This window comes from Streptomyces sp. SP17BM10 (genome assembly GCF_036322405.1).
Classification (GTDB): domain Bacteria; phylum Actinomycetota; class Actinomycetes; order Streptomycetales; family Streptomycetaceae; genus Kitasatospora.
In genome coordinates this window covers 1-18,246 of the sequence record NZ_JAQYXB010000606.1, presented here as the reverse complement: position 1 = coordinate 18,246, position 18,246 = coordinate 1, and the positions used below count along the sequence as shown (strand labels likewise).

16 protein-coding genes are annotated in these 18,246 nt (G+C 74.8%); 11 read left to right on the top strand and 5 right to left on the bottom strand.

All coding sequences use genetic code 11. The annotated features are described in order from the left end of the window. Positions 1-109: 109 nt before the first annotated feature. The gene (locus tag PUR71_RS22350; protein ID WP_329928852.1) at positions 110-595 is read right to left on the bottom strand and encodes an SgcJ/EcaC family oxidoreductase; all 486 of its coding nucleotides are present in this window, start codon (positions 593-595) and stop codon (positions 110-112) included. Positions 596-601: 6 nt separating this feature from the next. Between PUR71_RS22350 and PUR71_RS22345 the strand changes: the two genes are divergently transcribed. Beyond that, positions 602-1,555, top strand: coding sequence for a DNA-3-methyladenine glycosylase family protein (locus PUR71_RS22345; RefSeq protein WP_329928851.1), 954 nt, complete (start codon positions 602-604; stop codon positions 1,553-1,555). Between the two features lie 244 nt (positions 1,556-1,799). Beyond that, positions 1,800-2,060 (top strand): hypothetical protein, encoded by a 261-nt coding sequence (locus PUR71_RS22340; RefSeq protein ID WP_329928850.1) that lies wholly within the window; start codon positions 1,800-1,802, stop codon positions 2,058-2,060. A 3-nt stretch (positions 2,061-2,063) separates the two neighbouring features. Here the strand turns inward: PUR71_RS22340 and PUR71_RS22335 are convergent, their stop codons facing one another. Genes PUR71_RS22335 through PUR71_RS22325 form a run of 3 tightly spaced genes read right to left on the bottom strand, consistent with a single transcriptional unit; the run spans position 2,064 to position 5,046 of the window. Then, a complete protein-coding gene (locus PUR71_RS22335; RefSeq protein WP_329928849.1) occupies positions 2,064-3,356 on the bottom strand; it encodes a coenzyme F420-0:L-glutamate ligase in 1,293 nt (430 codons plus the stop codon). Then, a complete protein-coding gene (gene cofD / locus PUR71_RS22330) occupies positions 3,353-4,363 on the bottom strand; it encodes a 2-phospho-L-lactate transferase (protein WP_329928848.1) in 1,011 nt (336 codons plus the stop codon). Before cofD ends, PUR71_RS22335 begins: the two co-directional genes overlap by 4 nt. A 41-nt stretch (positions 4,364-4,404) precedes the next feature. Next, complete coding sequence (locus PUR71_RS22325) at positions 4,405-5,046, bottom strand: cysteine dioxygenase (protein WP_329928847.1); 642 nt, start codon at positions 5,044-5,046, stop codon at positions 4,405-4,407. Between the two features lie 621 nt (positions 5,047-5,667). Here PUR71_RS22325 and PUR71_RS22320 point away from each other — a divergent pair. The 3 genes from PUR71_RS22320 (at position 5,668) to PUR71_RS22310 (ending at position 11,772) form a co-directional block, all read left to right on the top strand. Continuing rightward, on the top strand, positions 5,668-5,940 hold the full coding sequence (locus tag PUR71_RS22320; protein ID WP_030062195.1) for a WhiB family transcriptional regulator: 273 nt from the start codon (positions 5,668-5,670) through the stop codon (positions 5,938-5,940). Between the two features lie 276 nt (positions 5,941-6,216). Then, positions 6,217-10,059: a glycosyltransferase family 2 protein gene (locus PUR71_RS22315; protein ID WP_329928846.1), complete on the top strand. Its 3,843-nt coding sequence runs from the start codon at positions 6,217-6,219 to the stop codon at positions 10,057-10,059. Positions 10,060-10,065: 6 nt separating this feature from the next. Further along, on the top strand, positions 10,066-11,772 hold the full coding sequence (locus tag PUR71_RS22310; RefSeq protein ID WP_329928845.1) for a DUF5719 family protein: 1,707 nt from the start codon (positions 10,066-10,068) through the stop codon (positions 11,770-11,772). 32 nt (positions 11,773-11,804) lie between these two features. Here PUR71_RS22310 and PUR71_RS22305 read toward each other — a convergent pair whose 3' ends face one another. Next, positions 11,805-12,257 carry a metallopeptidase family protein gene (locus tag PUR71_RS22305; RefSeq protein ID WP_329928844.1) on the bottom strand — a complete coding sequence of 151 codons (453 nt, stop codon included), beginning with the start codon at positions 12,255-12,257 and terminating at the stop codon, positions 11,805-11,807. Positions 12,258-12,499: 242 nt separating this feature from the next. Here PUR71_RS22305 and PUR71_RS22300 point away from each other — a divergent pair, with 242 nt between their 5' ends. From PUR71_RS22300 to PUR71_RS22275, 6 genes are all read left to right on the top strand, one after another. Further along, the gene (locus PUR71_RS22300; protein ID WP_280686050.1) at positions 12,500-12,865 is read left to right on the top strand and encodes a DUF3499 domain-containing protein; all 366 of its coding nucleotides are present in this window, start codon (positions 12,500-12,502) and stop codon (positions 12,863-12,865) included. A gap of 343 nt (positions 12,866-13,208) precedes the next feature. Then, positions 13,209-14,594 (top strand): phosphomannomutase/phosphoglucomutase, encoded by a 1,386-nt coding sequence (locus PUR71_RS22295; protein ID WP_329928843.1) that lies wholly within the window; start codon positions 13,209-13,211, stop codon positions 14,592-14,594. A gap of 108 nt (positions 14,595-14,702) precedes the next feature. After that, the gene (locus PUR71_RS22290; RefSeq protein WP_329928842.1) at positions 14,703-14,885 is read left to right on the top strand and encodes a Trm112 family protein; all 183 of its coding nucleotides are present in this window, start codon (positions 14,703-14,705) and stop codon (positions 14,883-14,885) included. 76 nt (positions 14,886-14,961) lie between these two features. Further along, positions 14,962-16,212 carry an SIS domain-containing protein gene (locus PUR71_RS22285; RefSeq protein WP_329928841.1) on the top strand — a complete coding sequence of 417 codons (1,251 nt, stop codon included), beginning with the start codon at positions 14,962-14,964 and terminating at the stop codon, positions 16,210-16,212. A gap of 50 nt (positions 16,213-16,262) precedes the next feature. Continuing rightward, positions 16,263-17,237 (top strand): cation diffusion facilitator family transporter, encoded by a 975-nt coding sequence (locus PUR71_RS22280; protein WP_329928840.1) that lies wholly within the window; start codon positions 16,263-16,265, stop codon positions 17,235-17,237. Between the two features lie 273 nt (positions 17,238-17,510). Next, positions 17,511-18,246: adenosylhomocysteinase (locus tag PUR71_RS22275; RefSeq protein ID WP_329928839.1), on the top strand; the 736-nt coding region annotated here is incomplete at its 3' end.

Genomic DNA, 18,246 nt, shown 5'->3' with positions numbered 1-18,246 from the left:
CTCCCCTCTTCTCCCGTTCCCCTGGCCCCGTTTTCCGCGCCCCGCAGGGGGACGGGGAACTGCGAGCATCGGAAAGGCAGTTGGCGTCGCGTAGCACACCGCCTCCCGCCTACGGGGTCCGCTCGCCCACCAGCCCCCGCAACTCCTCCGTCAGAGCCGCCGCCAGGTCGGGCCGGAGGTCGTACCGGGCCGGTGTGCTCTGCAGCAGCGCGATCCGCCACCCCGCCCCGGCGTTCACCGCGATCACCGTCTGCACGGAGTTGAGCTCCGCCACCACGTCCGCCGCCCCCGCCGGGACCAGCCCCGCGACGGCGTCCAGCTGCGCCACTCCGGGCCCGAGCCCCCGGACGCGCCGTACGGCGGCCACGTACCGGGGAGTGACGTGGTCCGCGAAGATCCGCCCGAGCTCGGCCGCGATCGCCGACCGCCCGCGGTGCCGCGTGCCGTCGTGGCCGATCACCTCGCCGTCGGCGGCGAAGGGCCCGGCGAACGCCGAGCCGTCCCGCCGGTTCCACCCGTCGAGGGCCCGGTGGTAGAGCGCCCGCACCGCGTTTTCGTCCGTGGGGGAGAGGTCCGGCAGCCGCGTATCGTTCATATCCCCATGGTCGGGGACGGTGGCGGAGGAGGCGACGCGGTGACGGGCGGCGAGTCGGTGCGGCGCTGGCGGCCGGGCTTCCCGCTGGACGCGGCCCGCACGCTGCTGCCGCTGCGCCGCGGTCCGGCCGACCCCTCGTACCGGACGACCGGCGACGGCGCGGTGTGGCGGGCGTCCCGGACTCCGGGCGGCGTGGGGACGCTGCGCCTGCTGTCGCGCCCGGGTGCCGGCGAGGTGGAGGCGCTGGCCTGGGGCCCGGGTGCGGGGTGGCTGCTGGACCGGCTGCCCGCGCTGCTGGGGGCGGAGGACCACCCGGAGGACCTGGTGCTGCCGCCCGGTCCGCTGCGGGACGCCCAGCGCCGGACGGCGGGGGTCCGGCTGACCAGGACGGGCCTGGTGCTGGAGTCCCTCGTCCCGGCGATCCTGGAACAGAAGGTGACGACCGACGAGGCCTACCGTGCCTGGCGGACGCTGCTGCGGGACTTCGGCACCCCGGCGCCGGGCCCGGCGCCGGGCATGTGGGTGGCACCGTCGGCCCGCGAGTGGGCGATGGTGCCGAGCTGGGAGTGGCACCGCGCGGGCGTGGACCCGAAGCGCTCGGCGACGGTCGTGCGGGCGGTCCGGCTGGCGCCCCGCCTGGAGGAGGCGTCCGCGATGGACCACGCCGAGGCCTTCGCCCGCCTGACCGCGGTGCCGGGCGTGGGGATCTGGACGGCCGCAGAGACGCTCCAGCGCAGCAACGGCGACGCGGACGCCGTCTCGGTCGGCGACTTCCACCTCCCTAACCTGGTCGGCTGGGCCCTGGCCGGCCGCCCCCGCAGCGACGACGCCCAGATGCTCGCCCTCCTGGAGCCCTACCGCCCCCACCGCCACCGCATCTGCCGCCTCCTCACGGCCACCGGAGTCCGAGCCCCCCGCTACGGGCCCCGCCTGGCCCCCAACGACCACCGGCGACGGTGAACCACGTCGTGGTACCTGTGGCGCATCGCGGCCCACATCGACCGGCCCGTGGAAGGCTTCGGCAGGTGACCGCCGTCGCGGTGGTCGGCGACACCCGTGCCCTGCTTGCCGCGTACGCCGTGGAGGAGCCGGACCACGACGCCTGCCTCAAGGCGCTGGGCACTGTCGGCCATCCGGTCATCTCGCCTTCGGTGCCGGCGGAGTTGGACCATCTCGCGTACCAACGCTCGGTGCCCGAGGGGCGATGCGCATCCTGGACGACGTCATCGACCGGTGCACCCTCGGTCGCTTCGAGGTGCCCGAGGTCAGCGCGCACCTCGCCACCGCGCGAATCGTCATGCGCCGCTACCCGGACCTGAACACCGGCCTGACGGACGCCGTCAACGTCGCGCGGGCGGCCGAGGTCAGGACCGATGCGGTGCTGACCGTCGACCGCCGTCACTTCCGCGCGATCGGGCCGCTGACCGACCACGCGGCCTTCCGGCTCCTGCCGGACGACCTCTGACCCCTACCGCACCGCGATGAAGGCGTCCGCGCCGCGTTCCGGCCGTTCGCGCGGGGCCTCGGCGGGACGCCCGACGGCGATGGCGCCCATCGGGTCCCAGCCCTCCGGCAGGTCGAGGGCCTCGCGGACGGTGTCGCGGCAGAACATGGTGGACGAGACCCACGCGGAGCCGTAGCCCTCGCCGGTGAGCGCGATCAGCAGGTTCTGCACGGCGGCGCCGGCGGCGACGGTGAACATCTCCCGTTCGGCGGTGGCGCGCCGCGGGTCGGGGTAGTCGTGCGAGCCGTCCATGACCAGGCACGGCACGACGAGGTAGGGCGCGTTGCGCAGGACGTCTCCGCGCGCGGTGCGGCGGGCGATCCTCGCGTCGTCCCAGCCGTCGAGTTCGCGCAGGTCGCGGCGCCAGGCCTCGAGCATCGCGTCGAGCAGCCGGGTGCGGGTGTCGGCGGACTCCAGCAGGACGAACCGCCACGGCGTCGTGTGGTGCGGGGCCGGCGCGGTGACGGCGGCGGCGACGGCGCGGCGGACGGCGCCCGGGTCGACGGGCTCGTCGGTGAAGGCCCGCACGGTGCGCCGCAGGGTGACGGCGGCCCGCAGGGCCTCGGAGGTGCCGAGCCGGAACATGTCGTCGGCTGCGGGGCGCACCAGCGGCCGGGTGCCCTCGCCGTCCTCGGTGGTGACGAGGTGTCCGAGGCCGCGCACGACGGCGACCGGTACGCCGCCGGCCTTGCCCTTCACCAGGTCGCCGGCGGCGGCGAGTTCGTCGGCGGTGGCGGTGACGGTCAGGGCGAGCTCGTTGCCGTGGCTGTCGGCGCGTCCGCGGTGGTCCTCCAGCACGGACAGCCCGGCGGCGCCGATGGCGACGTCGGTGAGCCCGTTGCGCCAGGGCCGGCCGAAGGTGTCGGTGACGACGACGGCGAGCCGCCGCCCGGTGAGCCGCTGCAGCCCGGCGCGCAGGGCGCGGGCGGACGCGTCGGGGTCCGCGGGCAGGAGGAGGACGGTGCCGGGGGCGGTGTTGGAGGCGTCGACGCCGGCGGCGGCCATGACGAAGCCGTTGCGGTTCTCGACGATCCGCACGGGCCCCCGCCGGGCGACGACCCGGACGGTCTCGGCGTCGATCGCGGCCTCGCGGTCGGCGGCGCGCAGGAGCCGGCCCTCGGCCTTGCTGACGATCTTGGAGGTGACGAGGAGGACGTCGCCGTCCTCGTACGTCCCGGCCTTGGCGATCAGCGCGGCGAGGTCGGCCCCGGCCTCGATCTCCGGGAGCCCCTCGACCGGAAGGATCTCCACGGTCACGGACGGACCCGCTCCGCGAGGGCCAGCGCGGCCCGCGCCATCTCGGCCGTGGCGTCGACGTCGGTCATCAGCAGCGGGACGGCCCGGCAGGCGATGCCGGCGGCCTCGACGGTGCTCACCGCGCCCTCGTCCGCGGTGTCGACGAGCCAGCCGTCCAGCAGGCCCAGCCGTCGCCCACCACCGCCCTCGTTCGAGCCGCTTCGCAGCGCTGACCGGCTGCCGTAGTCGAGCGCGACGGCCTCCGCCGTGGCCTCGACGCCGACGGCGGCGAGCACCTTGTCGGCCATGCCCCGCACCGGCGCCCCGCCGATGATGGGCGACAGCCCGACGACGGGGGCGGGCGCGGTGGCGACGGCCTCGCGGATGCCGGGTACGGCGAGGATGGTGCCGATCGACACGACCGGGTTGGACGGCGGGAAGAGGATGACGTCCGCCGCGGCGATCGCCTCCAGGACGCCGGGCGCGGGCTTGGCGGTCTCGGCGCCGATCGGGATGATCGCCTCGGCGTCGACGGCGGCGTGCAGCTTGACCCAGTACTCCTGGAAGTGGATCGCCCGGGTGCCCTGCTCATCGGTGATCCGCACGTGGGTCTCGACCCGGTCGTCGCTCATCGGCAGCAGTCGCACGCCGGGCTTCCACCGCACGCACAGCGCCTCGGTGACCTGGCTGAGGGTGTACCCGGCGGTGAGCATCTGGCTGCGCACGAGGTGGGTGGCGAAGTCGCGGTCGCCGAGCCCGAACCACTCGGGGCCGACGCCGTACTCCTTCATCTCGGCCTTGATCGACCAGGTCTCGTCGGTCCGGCCCCAGCCCTGCTCCTCGTGGATGCCGCCGCCGAGGGTGTACATCACGGTGTCGAGGTCGGGGCAGACCTTCAGCCCGTAGAGGTGGATGTCGTCGCCGGTGTTGCCGATGACGGTGATCTCGTCCTGCGGGTCGACCGCCGCGAGGAGTCCGCGCAGGAAGCGCGCCCCGCCGATTCCGCCTGCCAGTGCCACGATGCGCATGGGCCCATCCTGCCACGCTCCGACTGCCCGTCAGGCCTCGGTCAACGCGTTCCGGTCCGGGCCGGCCTGTCCTGCTCGACGCCCTGCTCGACGCCCTGCTCGGGGACGGCGTTCGCGCTGCCGTACTGGTTCATCTCGGTGAGGCCGGGGCTGTAGAGGTGGATGGAGACGGCCGGCTCCAGCGCGGCGTTGACCACCTCGTGCAGGTAACCGGAGGAGAAGACCCGCTGCCCGCCGGGGCGCAGGGCGCGGGCGCCCTCGCCGGCGTGGGTGAGGGAGCGCTCGACGAGCTCGCCCTGGACGACGGTCATGACGCCGGAGGAGGCGCCGTGGTCGTGGAAGCCGCTGCTCTGCCCGGGCAGCCAGCTGAGCAGCCACACCTCGTAGCCGGGGCCGGTCTCCAGCCGGGCGTACCAGCGGGTGAGCGCGTCGTAGCGGACGAGGTGCTCCCAGCGGGTGCGGTCGCCGGCGATCTCGCGGACCAGCCGGGCGTAGCCGGCCACGGTGGTGGGGTGGGCGGGCAGGTCGGTGCGGGCGAGGTGCGGGAAGGCGAGCGGGTCCCCGGCGATGGAGACGTCGGAGAGGCCGTCGTCCCAGCGGGCGGCGGGGCGGGCGGTCTGGAGGCCACGGCGGGCGAGCTTGTTGCGGTCGCGGTTCCGCTTGCGGATGCGGGTCATGCGCACGGGAGTCGTCCTCGGATCTGCGGCTGGTTCGTCAGGGATCAGCCGGATCCGGGATGTCCTGGGGCGGGAATCGCGGGCGGCCTCTGTGCTTCCTGGGGGCGGCGCGCGGTGGGACGCGGGCGCCTAGATACAGCAGGAACAGAGGCGACAACAAGAGTTCACGGCACGGCGGAGCGTGGAACCGCTCCGGGGGCGCATGGACTCTGACATAGGGGAAAGGAGACCGCATCGGCGGCGGTGGTGTCAAACCGGAAGATGCGGCATTCGGGTGGGTTCGGTCCGGAAGTACCGGATGGGGTGATTCATCACCCTCTATGTTTCGATGGGAAGATCGCCGGGAAGGCAGGGCGATGACCGGCCTGTGAGGGTGACCGGGCGTCACCCGGCGAATGGTTGCGGATGGTTCGAAGCTGTCCGGGGCATCTGGGCGAAAAGTCCGATGTGTCCAGATATGTACACTATTCGTAACGGCTTGGTGCCGGGGAGTGAATCCTGACTCCAATACCAGAGCTCGGCTTGACTGAGCCAGAGTGACGCAACTGTAATTTCACTCGTGTCGTCAGCCGCACGAGGCAACGGCAACCACGGGGACGCCAAGTAGGGGCAGAGGAGGCGCGCCACATGAGCGAGCTCTTTGAGCTGTTGATCGGTGACGGCATCGCGGAGGACGAGGAGGAACTCGGCTGGCAGGAGCGCGCGTTGTGCGCCCAGACCGACCCCGAGTCCTTCTTCCCCGAGAAGGGCGGTTCCACCCGCGAGGCCAAGAAGGTCTGCCTCGCCTGCGAGGTCCGTTCCGAGTGCCTGGAGTACGCCCTCGCCAACGACGAGCGCTTCGGGATCTGGGGGGGCCTCTCCGAGCGCGAGCGCCGTCGGCTCAAGAAGAGCGCGGTCTGACGCGGGGACCGGTCCGGCCCGTCGGGGCCGCGGTCCGGGCGCAGCGGCCTCCGGCCCCGCCGATCCTCCGGCGACGGAGGACGACCGCACAGCTGTACGGGCGCCTCACCGTGGTGGTGGGGCGCTTTCGCGTGTCGGGGCACGGCTCCGGACCGTCCTTCACCGTCCTTGCACGGACACCGTGGACGGAGCCGCAACCCGGAGCCGTTAGTGTGGTGCGCCATCCGGTTGCCGTTCACCGGCTGTGTCCACCGAGAACTGGGGCCCGCGCACTCGATGACCGTCTACAGCCACCAGAGCGGCTTCACCGCTGCCAGGCCGCCCGCCTATCCGCGCCACCTGGTCACCGCGGTGATCGTCTCGCACGACGGCGCCCGCTGGTTGCCGCAGGCCCTGGCCGGCCTGCTCGGCCAGGACCGCCAGGTCCAGCGGGTGCTGGCGGTCGACACCGGATCCACCGACAACTCCCCGCAGCTGCTCGCCGACACCCTCGCCGACTGGCTGCCCGAGAGCGGACCTCTGATCCTCGGCCGCCGGGCCGGCTTCGGCACCGCCGTCGCCGAAGCGGTGTCGAGCTGCGCGCCGTTGCGTCCGGACGATCTCCCCTACCGGCTCGACCCCTCCGGCTACGACCCGGTCACCGGCGGCTGGGACGACTTCGGCGACCCGCTCGCCCAGGAGGACGACCTCGGCCGCGGCGGCCCGCGCGAGACGCAGCCCGTCGAGTGGCTGTGGCTCCTGCACGACGACTGCGAGCCGCAGACCGACGCGCTGCGCCGCCTGCTCCAGGTCGCCGACTCCACCCCGAGCGCCGCCGTCGTCGGCCCCAAGCTGCGCAGCTGGTACGACCGTCGCCAGCTGCTGGAGGTCGGCGTCACGATCGCCCGCTCCGGCCGCCGCTGGACCGGCCTCGACCGCCGTGAGCAGGACCAGGGCCAGCACGACCAGGTCCGCCCGGTGCTCGCCGTCTCCTCCGCCGGCATGCTGGTGCGCCGGGACGTGTTCGAGGAACTCGGCGGCTTCGACAAGGCGCTGCCGCTGATGCGCGACGACGCCGACTTCTGCTGGCGGGTCAACGCCGCCGGCCACCGCGTGGTGGTCGCCCCCGACGCCGTGCTGCGGCACGCCGAGGCGGCCAGCCGCGAGCGCCGCGCCATCGACTGCGCCGCCTCCCACCCGCACCGGGTGGACAAGGCCGGCGCCGTCTACACCCTGCTCGCCAACTGCAAGGGCGTGCTCTTCCCCTACGTCCTGCTGCGCCTGGTGCTCGGCACGCTGGTGCGGGCCGTCACCAACCTCCTGGGCAAGGACCCGCGCCAGGCCTTCGACGAACTCGCCGGGCTCGGGCACGAACTCGTCCGGCTGCCAAGGCTGTTGGCCGCGCGCAAGCGCCGCGCCCGGACCAGGGCCGCCGACGCGCTGGACGACCGCACGCTGTTCCCGGCGCCCGGCGCGACCACCCGCCTGGCCGTCGAGGGCGTCATCAGCTCGCTCGGGATAGGGGGAGCGGACGACAACGTCGGCCGGCACGGCTCGGTCGAGGCCGGTGGCGACGACGACGCCGAGGACCTCGTCGTCGAGCAGTTCGCGCTGGTCAAGAAGCTCGCCCGGCGCCCCGCGCCGGTCCTGTTCGCGGCCCTGCTGGTGTTCGCCCTCGTCGCCTGCCGCGGCCTGTTCGGCAGCGGCCTGTTGTTCGGCGGCGCCCTGCTGCCGGCCGCGGACGGCGCCGGCGGCCTCTGGTCGATGTACGCCGACGCCTGGCACCCGATCGGCACCGGTTCCACGGCCGCCGCACCGCCGTACCTCGGCGTGCTCGCGGTCCTGTCCTGGATCTTCTTCGGCCACGCCGACCTCGCGATCACCCTGCTGCTCTTCCTGACGGTGCCGCTCGCCGCGGTCAGCGCCTACCTGGTCTCGCGCCCGCTGCTGGACTCCAAGCTGGTCCGCGCCTGGGCCAGCGCCACCTACGCGCTGCTGCCCGCGGCGACCGGCGCGCTCGCGCAGGGCCGCCTCGGCACCGCCGTCCTCGCCGTCCTGCTGCCGCCGCTGGCCCGCGCCGCGGCGATCACCGCCGGCCTCGGCATCCGCGAGGAGAGCGCCGCCAAGGGCGCCCGCCCCGGCTGGCGGCCGGTCTGGATGACCGTCCTGCTGCTCACCCTGGCCACCGCCTTCGTGCCGCTGACCTGGGCGCTCGCGGTGCCGCTCTGCCTGGCCACGCTGGGTGTCGCGGTCGTCCGCGGCGGTGCCTTCGGCTCCGGTGGCGCAGCGCTGCGGCTGCTCGGGCTGCGCGTCCTCGTGGTGCTCGCGGTGCCGGTGGCGGTGCTCGCGCCGTGGTCGCTGAACGTCCTGTCGCACCCGCAGTCGCTGCTGATGGAGGCGGGCCTGCCGGGCCTGCACGGCAGCGGTGCCGGCGCCGTCGGCCTGGTGCTCGCCAACCCGGGCGGCGCCGGAGTGCCCCCGGTGTGGCTGTCGGCCGGTGTCGTGCTCGCCGCGCTCGCGGCGCTGCTGCGCGCCGACCGGCGCCGCGCGGTGCTCGCCGCGTGGGGCGCGGCCGGTGCGGGCATGGTCTTCGCCGTCGTCGTGGCCGGCACCTCGGTGACCCCCGCCTCGGGCGGCGCGGCCGTGCCGGCCTGGGCGGGTCCCGCGACCCTGATCGCCGGGATCGCCCTGCTGGCCGCCGCCGCGATCGGCGCCGACGGCGCCAACGCCCGCGTGGCCGGCATCGCCTTCGGCTGGCGCCAGCCGGTCGCCGCCCTCGTGGTGGCCGCCGCCTTGCTGGCCCCGCTGGGCACCGGCCTGTGGTGGGCGGTGACCGGCGCGACCGGTCCGCTGCACCGCGCCGACGCGAGCCAGGTGCCCGCGTTCATCGCGGAGGAGGCCGGCACCACCGACCGCGCCCGCACGCTCGTCGTGACGGGGGAGAAGGGCGGCGGCGCCGTCCGTTACACCCTGGTCCGTGGCGCGGGCCTGACGCTCGGCCAGTCCGAGTCCACCGTCGACCCGGCGACCGGCACCCAGGACGGCCTGAACAAGGTGGTCGGCAGCCTGCTGGCCGGCTCCGGGGCGGACCAGGCCGGCGCCCTGTCGGGCTACGGCGTCGCGTACGTGGTGGTCGAGCGGCCCGTGATCGACGTGTTCAAGGACGTCCTGGACGCCACCCCCGGCCTGGTCAAGGCCAACCAGGACGGCGACTCCGCGCTCTGGCAGGTCAACGGCGCCGCGGCGGTCCGCGCGGTGATCACCGCCCCCGGCGCGGCCCCCGTGGTCGTCCCGTCCGGTGTCCGCGACCTCGCCACGACCGTCGCGGCCGGCCCGGACGGCCGGGTGCTGCGGCTCGCGGAGAGCGCCTCCCCCGAGTGGAAGGCCACCCTGGACGGCACCGCGCTGGAGCCGACCACGGTCGACGGCTGGGCGCAGGGCTTCAAGCTCCCGGCGGCCGGCGGCAAGCTGTCCGTCACCCGCGAGGAGGGCCTGCTGCACACCGGCTGGATCTGGGCGCAGGTGCTGATCGGCCTGACCATCCTGGTGCTCGCCCTGCCCGGCCGCCGCAGCCACAAGGACGACGACCTGCCCGAGGACGTGGTGGCCGCCGCCGCGCTGGCCGCCGCCGCCCAGGCGCAGGCCCCGGTCCCCGGCAGCCGCCGGGCCCGCCGGATGGCCGAGCGCGGCGAGGGCGCCGAGCCGGGCGCGGAGGAGACCGGGGTGTACGAGGGCGCCGTCCCGCCGCAGCCCGTCGCCGATCCGATGACGGAGGCCGTCCAGGCGGCCGCGGCCGCCCAGGACACCGAGCCGTACACGGACCCGTACCAGACGTACCAGCAGGCCGATCCCTACAGCTACGACCCGTACGCCGCGCAGCAGCCGACGGCCGCGCAGTACGGCGGCCAGGCCCAGTCCCACCAGGGCTACGAGCAGCAGGCCTACCCCCAGCAGGGCTACGACCAGCAACAGGGCTACGAGCAGCCGTACCAGGACCAGCAGTACGGCTACGACCCCTACCAGCAGGCGGAGCACCAGCAGCCGTGGGTGCCGGGGCAGCCGCAGGCCGAGCCCTACTACGACCCGAACGACCCCAACGGGACTGGCCGGTACCCGCACCACCACGGATCGGGGAGCTGACCCGCGATGAAGAAGCCCTCCTTCGGGAAGAAGTCCGCGCCCGTCGAGGCCGACGAGAGCGGCTACCGGCCGCCGGAGCCGGCCGCCGCCCCCGACGCGGACGGCGCCCCGGCGCCGGCCCGCCCCGCCGGGCGTTCGGGCGGCAGCCGCACGACGCAGTCGATGCTGGCGGCCGCGGCCGTGCTCGCCGTGGTGTTCGGCATCGCCGAACTCCGCCCGCCGGCCGTCCCCGCGACCGGCGACACCGGCGCCGCGGCGACCACCGCACAGGTCGAGCGGACGGCGGCGGTCTGCCCGCAGCCGCTCCAGGGCCTGACCGGCTCGACCACGCTCACCGCCTACACCCCGCCCGGCAGCGGCGCCGCCACCGGCGGGGCCGGCTGGCTCTCCGACGCCAGCGCGCCCGCGACGCCCCCGACCGCGGCCCCGTCGGCCCCGGCCACGCCGTCCGCCCCCGCGACCCCGGCGCCCACCGGCTCGGCCGCCCCCGACAAGGGCGGCGCGCCCGCCGACGCCCGGCTGACGCTGGCCAAGCCCGGCACCCCGGTCTCGGCCCCCGCGGCCAACGCCGACACCGCGCCCGGCACCGGCGCCACCGCCACCGGCGCCCTCGCCCCCGGCTTCACCGTCTCGCAGACCACCACGGTCACCGAGCAGCGCGGCCTCGGCCTGTCCGGCGTCACCTGCACCCCGGCCGGCACCAGCTTCTGGTTCGCCGGGGCCAGCACCGCGGGCGACCGCACGGACTACGTCAGCCTGGTGAACACCGAGTCCTCCGCCGCCGTCGTCGACATCAAGCTCTACGGCGACAAGGGCCCGATCGACAACGACGCCGCCAACGGCATCACCGTCGCGCCCGGCAGCTCCCAGTCGATCCTGCTGCCGACCCTGACCAAGGGCCCGGTCACCGACCTCGCCGTGCACGTGGTGGCCCGCAGCGGCCGGGTCGGCGCGTTCCTGCACGCCGCCGACGGCAGCAAGGGCGCCGACTGGGTCCCGTCCTCCGTGGAGCCCGCCCCGACCCTGGTGCTGCCCGGCCTGCCCGCCGACACCTCGGCCGCCCGCCTGGTCGTCTGGGCGCCGCCGGAGGACGACGCCGACCTGAAGATCCAGCTCTCCGGCAAGAACGGCTGGTTCACCCCGGCCGGCAACGAGTCCATCCACGTCAAGGCGGGCATGGTCGCCGCCGTCGACCTCGGGAAGGTCACCCGCGACGAGGTGGCCGGGCTGCGGCTGTCGCCCAGCGACGACAAGCACCCCACCCCGGTGGTCGCCGGGGTCCGGATCGACCGGGCCGGCTCGAACGGCAAGTCCGACGCGGCCTGGCTCACCGGCAGCGCCCCGGTCGGCGCCCGCGCCACCGTGGCCGACAACCGGGCCGGCGCGTCCACCCTGTTCCTGACGTCCGCCGGCGACGCCGCCACCGTCCACGTCACCGCCTCGGCGGGCACCAACGGCGGCACCCCGGTGACCAAGGACGTCCAGGTGCCGGCCGGTGCCACCGTCGCCGTCCCGGCCCCCGAGCCGGGCGGGCTGAACGGCTCCTTCGCGCTCACCGTGGAGACCGCCTCCGGCGGCCCGGTGGTGGCCGCCCGGATGCTCGCGCTCCCGTCCAAGGACGTGCCGATGTTCACCGTCCAGGCACTGAGGGACGACCGGAGCACCGTCAAGGTCCCGCAGGCCTCCCAGGACCCGGGCGTCGTCCTGCGCTGAACGCGCGCCCCGGGGGCCCGGCCCCCGGGGCGTCAGTCCTCGTCGTAGCGCGGGTCGATGGCGTCCGGCGACAGGCCCAGCAGTTCGGCGACCTGCTCGATCAGGATCTCGTGCACCAGCGCCGCCCGGTCCTCCCGGGTCTTCGCCCGGATCTCCACCGGTCGCCGGTACACCACGATCTGGCTCTTGCGCCCCTGCTTGCCGGGCGACACCCGCCCCAGCGGCACGCCGTCCTCGGAGTCAGCGCCGTCCGCCTCGCGCAGCGGCACCTCCTGGACGGCGAACTCCACCTCGATCAGCTGCGGCCAGCGCCGCTCCAGCCGCTCCACCGACTCGCGGACGTAGTCGTCGAACAGTTCGGAGCGGGTGAGCGAGATCGGCACCTGGGGCGGCGCCAGCGGGCCGCGCAGCCCCCTGCCGTGCCGGTCGCGGTGCCGGGGTCGGCGCGAGGGTCCCGTCGATGACTGCGGTGCAGAGCTGTCCATATCACTGCCGAGGGTAGTCCTTGGACGGTCGGAAGTGGACCACTCCGGCAGGGAAACGCCCGGGGCGGGGGCGTACGCCGCACCGGGCGGAGCGAGCGGAGCAGCCGAAGGAGCGGCTCCGCGCCGAAGCGCCCCCCGGGCCCGCCGGAGGGGGAGTCCGGGGGCACGCGGCGCGACACGTCAACGCGACGAGGACGGGCGGTCTTCGCTCCCCGGCGAGGAGTGCTGTACCGTCCACCCTCGTGAGCTCTGTACGTCGTTGTTCGCGGACCGCCTGCGGCCGGCCGGCCGTCGCGACGCTGACGTACGTCTACGCGGATTCCACCGCCGTCCTCGGCCCGCTCGCCACCTACGCCGAACCGCACTGCTACGACCTGTGCGCCGAGCACGCCGAGCGCCTCACCGCCCCGCGCGGCTGGGAGGTCGTCCGGCTCGCCGCCGAGGCCGGGCCGCTGCGCCGCAGCAGCGACGACCTGGAGGCCCTCGCCAACGCCGTCCGCGAGGCCGCCCGCCCGCAGACCCCCCGTCAGGGCCGCGCCCCCGAGGGCGAGTCCACCGAGGGCGGCCGCCGCGGCCACCTCCGGGTCCTCCGTTCGCCCGACAACTGACGAGCCCGTCCTCGAACCCCCACCCGCCGTGCGACGCCGGGGTACGCGCATCGCCGCTTGTCGTCGGTCGCCGATGTCCCCCGGCCACGTCCCCCGGCCATGTCCCCCGCCCTGGCGGCCGGGAGGCCTCCGCCCTGCGATGCACGCACCCCAACGCCGCACGGCCCGCCCCTGCGGGCGGACGACGGGGGCCGAGGACAGGCTCCGGCGGCTCGCCCCGCACGGAAGCGTTCCCCCGGCCCGGGTACGCTGCCCGTCTACCGTCACCGCACGCCGTCGACCGAACGGGCGGTGACCCCGACGTATCGTGAACGATCAGTACAGAGACCAGGGTGGAGCCGCAGTGCGCGACCTCAAGCAGCTCGTGAAGGCGTACGACGTCCGAGGCGTCGTCCCGGACCAGTGGGACGAGAGCCTGTCCCGGGCCTTCGGCGCGGCCTTCGTCCAGGTCACCGGCGCGACCGCGATCGTGGTCGGCCACGACATGCGGCCCTCCTCCCCGTCGCTCAGCCGGGCCTTCGCCGAGGGCGCCGCCGCCTACGGCGCCGACGTCGTGCAGATCGGCCTCTGCTCGACCGACCAGCTCTACTACGCCAGCGGCAAGCTCGACCTGCCCGGCGCGATGTTCACCGCGAGCCACAACCCGGCCCAGTACAACGGCATCAAGCTCTGCCGGGCCGGCGCCGCCCCGGTCGGCCAGGACACCGGCCTTGCCGAGATCCGCGAGCTGGTCGAGTCCTGGACCGGCGAGGACGACGCCGTCACGATCCCGGCCAAGGACGTCAAGCCCGGCGTGCTCTCCGAGCAGGAGACCCTGCGCGGCTACGCCGACCACCTGCTCGGCCTGGTCGACCTCACCGCGATCCGCCCGCTGAAGGTCGCCGTGGACGCGGGCAACGGCATGGGCGGCCACACCGTGCCGACCGTCTTCGACGGCCTGCCGATCGAGCTCGTCCCGATGTACTTCGAGCTGGACGGCACCTTCCCCAACCACGAGGCCAACCCGCTCGACCCCGCGAACCTGGTCGACCTGCAGGCCAAGGTCCGCGAGGTCGGCGCCGACCTCGGCCTCGCCTTCGACGGCGACGCCGACCGCTGCTTCGTCGTCGACGAGCGCGGCGAGCCGGTCTCCCCGTCCGCGATCACCGCCCTGGTCGCCGCCCGCGAGATCGCCCGCGCCCGGGCCGCCGGCGAGGCCGAGCCGACGATCATCCACAACCTGATCACCTCCTGGACCGTCCCCGAGGTGGTCCGCGAGCTCGGCGGCACCCCCGTGCGCACCCGCGTCGGTCACTCCTTCATCAAGCAGGAGATGGCCGTCACCGACGCCGTCTTCGGCGGCGAGCACTCCGCGCACTACTACTTCCGCGACTTCTGGCGCGCCGACACCGGCATGCTCGCCGCGCTGCACGTGCTCGCCGCCCTCGGCGGGCAGTCGGGCACGCTGTCCGCGCTCACCGCCGAGTACGACCGCTACGCCGCCTCCGGCGAGATCAACAGCACCGTCGCCGACCAGGCCGACCGCTCGGCCGCCGTCCGCGCCGCCTACGCCGGCCTGGAGGGCACCACCGTCGACGAGCTGGACGGCCTCACCGTGGCCGGCCCGGACTGGTGGTTCAACCTGCGCGCGTCCAACACCGAGCCGCTGCTGCGCCTGAACGTCGAGGCCAAGGACCCGGCGAAGATGGCCGAACTGCGCGACGGCGTCCTCGCGATCGTCCGCGCCTGACGTCCCCGGCGCCCGACGCGCCTGAGCGGAAGTGCCGGTGCCCCGGCCGGTAGGGTTGCCTATCGGCCGGGGCACCGCCGCGCCACCTCCCGACTCTTGGAGAGCCCCTTGAAGCTCGAATCCTTCCTGCTGGAGATCCTGGTCTGCCCGCAGTGCCGGGCCGCGCTCGCCGAGGCCGGCACCGAGGAGCAGCCCGAGCTGGTCTGCACCGGCACGGACTGCGGCCTCGCGTACCCGGTCCGCGACGGCATTCCGGTCCTCCTGGTGGACGAGGCCCGTCGCCCGGCCTGATCCTTGGGGCGGAGCACCGCCCCGCCAGCCCAGCGCCCGCCAGGCCCGCAGCCGACAGCAGCCGGAGGACCGCCGCATGCTCGACGACACCCTGCTCGACGACCCGGTCGCCCTCCAGCGCGCCGACCGCGACCGCGCCCTGCTCGCCCTGGCCGGCTCGGGCGCGCGGGTGCGCACCGCCCTGCGGCTCGCCGACGCGGCCGGCCTCGACCGGCTGCGGCCCGACGGCCGCCCGCGCGCCGTCCTCGTCGCCGGGCACGGCAGCGCCCTGACCGCGGGCGAGGTCCTCGCCGTGCTGGCCGGCACCGGCAGCCTCGTCACCCCGCTGCCGCCGGTCGACGCCACCGCCCCGCGCGCGGACCGCTCCGGCGCCCCGCCGGTCTTCACCGCCGGGCTCGGCTGGCAGCTGCCCGGCTGGGCCGGGCCGCTCGACCTGCTGGTGATCAGCTCCGCCGACGGGGGCGAACAGGGCCTGATCGGCCTCGCCGAGCAGGCGTACGCACGCGGCTGCGCGATCGCCGTCACCGCGCCCGAGGGCACCCCGCTCGCCGCGGCGGCGCTCCAGGTGCGGGCGCTGCCGCTGCCGTACGTGCCGTCCGCCGGGCCCGAGGACGACGCGCCGGTCGAGCCCCCCGCCGAGCCGGACCTGCCCGCCGAGGACCCCGGCGCGCTGTGGGCCCACCTGACGCCGCTGCTGGCGCTCGCTCAGAAGGTCGGCGTCACCCAGCTGCCGTACGACGCGCTCCCGGCCACCGCCGACCTGCTCGACGCGACGGCCGTCCGTTGCCGCCCCGACGCCGCCGCCTACACCAACCCGGCCAAGGGCCTGGCCGCCCGGCTCGCCGGGACCGTCCCGCTGCTGTGGGCCGAGGGCGCCGTCGCCGGAGCCGTCGCCACCCGCTTCGCCGCCCAGCTGGCCGACCGGGCCGGGCGCCCGGCGCTGCCCGGACTGCTGCCGCAGGTGCTCACCGCGCACCGGGGCATGTTCACCGGCCAGCTGGGTGCGGGCGTCGACCCGGACGACTTCTTCCGCGACCGGGTCGAGGAGCCGGACCCGCTGCACCTCCAGGTCCTCCTGCTGCGGCACGTCCCGGGCACGCCCGGCGGCCCGCTCGAAGAGGACGGGGGTCCGGCCGAGGTGCCCGAGGACGACGAGCGCCCGCGCGCCTTCGGCGTCTCCCGGGCGCACCGCCTCGCCGCCGCCCACGACGTCCGCCTCACCGAGTACGCCAGCGCCCGGCCCGAGCCGCTGCACGCGTTCGCCGACCTCGTCGCGCTGACCGACTTCGCCGCCGTCTACCTGGGGCTCGCCGCCGCGCAGTCGTAGGGAGCAGGCGTAGCGAGCAGGCGCCGGGAGGCGCACGCTACGGTGAGGGCATGAGTACAGAGGGTGGGACAAAAGCGCTGATCGCGGCCCTGTCGGCGAACCTGGCGATCGCGGCGGCCAAGTTCACCGCCTTCGGCTTCACGGGGTCGTCGTCGATGCTGGCCGAGGGCGTCCACTCGGTGGCCGACTCCGGCAACCAGGTGCTGCTGCTGATCGGCGGCAAGCGGGCGCGCCGGGAGGCCGACGAGGAGCACCCGTTCGGGTACGGCCGCGAGCGCTACGTCTACGGCTTCCTGGTGGCCATCGTCCTGTTCAGCGTCGGTGGCCTGTTCGCGATCTACGAGGGCTGGCACAAGGTGCGCCACCCGGAGGCGCTGGACTCCTGGGGCTGGGCCGTCGGCGTGCTGGTGTTCGCGATCGCGATGGAGGGCTGGTCCTTCCTCACCGCGATGCGCGAGTCGGCGAAGGCCAAGGGCGGCCAGGGCTGGGTGCAGTTCATCCGCACCGCGAAGGCGCCGGAGCTGCCCGTCGTGCTGCTGGAGGACACCGGCGCGCTGATCGGCCTGGTGCTCGCCATGCTCGGCGTGTCGCTGACCGTGATCACCGGCGACGGCGTCTGGGACGGCGTCGGCACGCTGTGCATCGGCGTCCTCCTGGTGGTGATCGCCGTGGTGCTCGCCCTGGAGACCAAGTCGCTGCTGCTCGGCGAGTCCGCCGACCGCGAGTCGGTGGGCCGCATCCGGGCGGCCCTGGTCGACGGGGACGCGGTCACCGGCGTCATCCACATGCGCACGCTCCACCTCGGCCCCGAGGAACTGCTGGTCGCCGCCAAGATCGCGGTCAACGCGGAGGACAGCGCCGCCCGGGTCGCGGCCGCCATCGACGCCGCCGAGGAGCGGGTGCGGGCGGCCGTCCCGATCGCCCGCGCGATCTACCTGGAGCCGGACGTGTACAGCGCGGCCAAGGCCGCGGCGGGCGCCGACCCGGCGGCCACGCCCGGCGGGCCGGGCCCCGAAAATCCGTAACCGGGAACGGTCGGCGGGGCCACCGGTGTAGATTCGTCACCAGAGCCAGAACGTCGCTGCTGATGGCGGTCGATCGGCGGTGCGCACCCGTAGGGTGTGCCCCGGTCGAGGGAGAGAGGTCCTCCGACGGTTTGTGCTGCGCACAGGGAGCCGGTCCGGTACAGCGGGCCCGGCCGCCCGGCGTGGCCGGTGCATGCCCGTACGGCACCGCCGCGTTGCGCAGCACACCCAGGACCTTGGCCTTGCCCCACCCCTTCAGCGAGGAGCAGACGCATGTCGACCGACATCACCGGTGACTTCAAGGTCGCCGACCTTTCCCTGGCGCCGTTCGGCCGCAAGGAGATCCAGCTCGCCGAGCACGAGATGCCCGGCCTCATGTCGATCCGCGCCGAGTACGCGGCGTCGCAGCCGCTGGCCGGCGCCCGCATCACCGGCTCGCTGCACATGACCGTGCAGACCGCGGTGCTGATCGAGACCCTGACCGCCCTGGGCGCCGAGGTCCGCTGGTGCTCGTGCAACATCTTCTCCACCCAGGACCACGCGGCCGCGGCCATCGCGGTCGGCCCGGAGGGCACCCCGGAGAACCCGCAGGGCATCCCGGTGTTCGCCTGGAAGGGCGAGACGCTGGAGGAGTACTGGTGGTGCACCGAGCAGGCGCTGACCTGGCCGGACGGCCAGACCCCGAACATGATCCTGGACGACGGCGGTGACGCCACCCTCCTGATCCACAAGGGCGTCGAGTTCGAGAAGGCCGGTGCCGCTCCGGACCCGTCCACCGCGGACAACGACGAGTTCCGGATCATCCTGGAGCTGCTCAACCGCACCCTGAAGGACACCCCGAACAAGTGGACCGAGGTCGCCTCCACGATCAAGGGCGTGACGGAGGAGACCACGACGGGTGTCCACCGGCTGTACGAGATGCACCGTGACGGCAAGCTGCTGTTCCCGGCGATCAACGTGAACGACTCGGTGACGAAGTCGAAGTTCGACAACAAGTACGGCTGCCGGC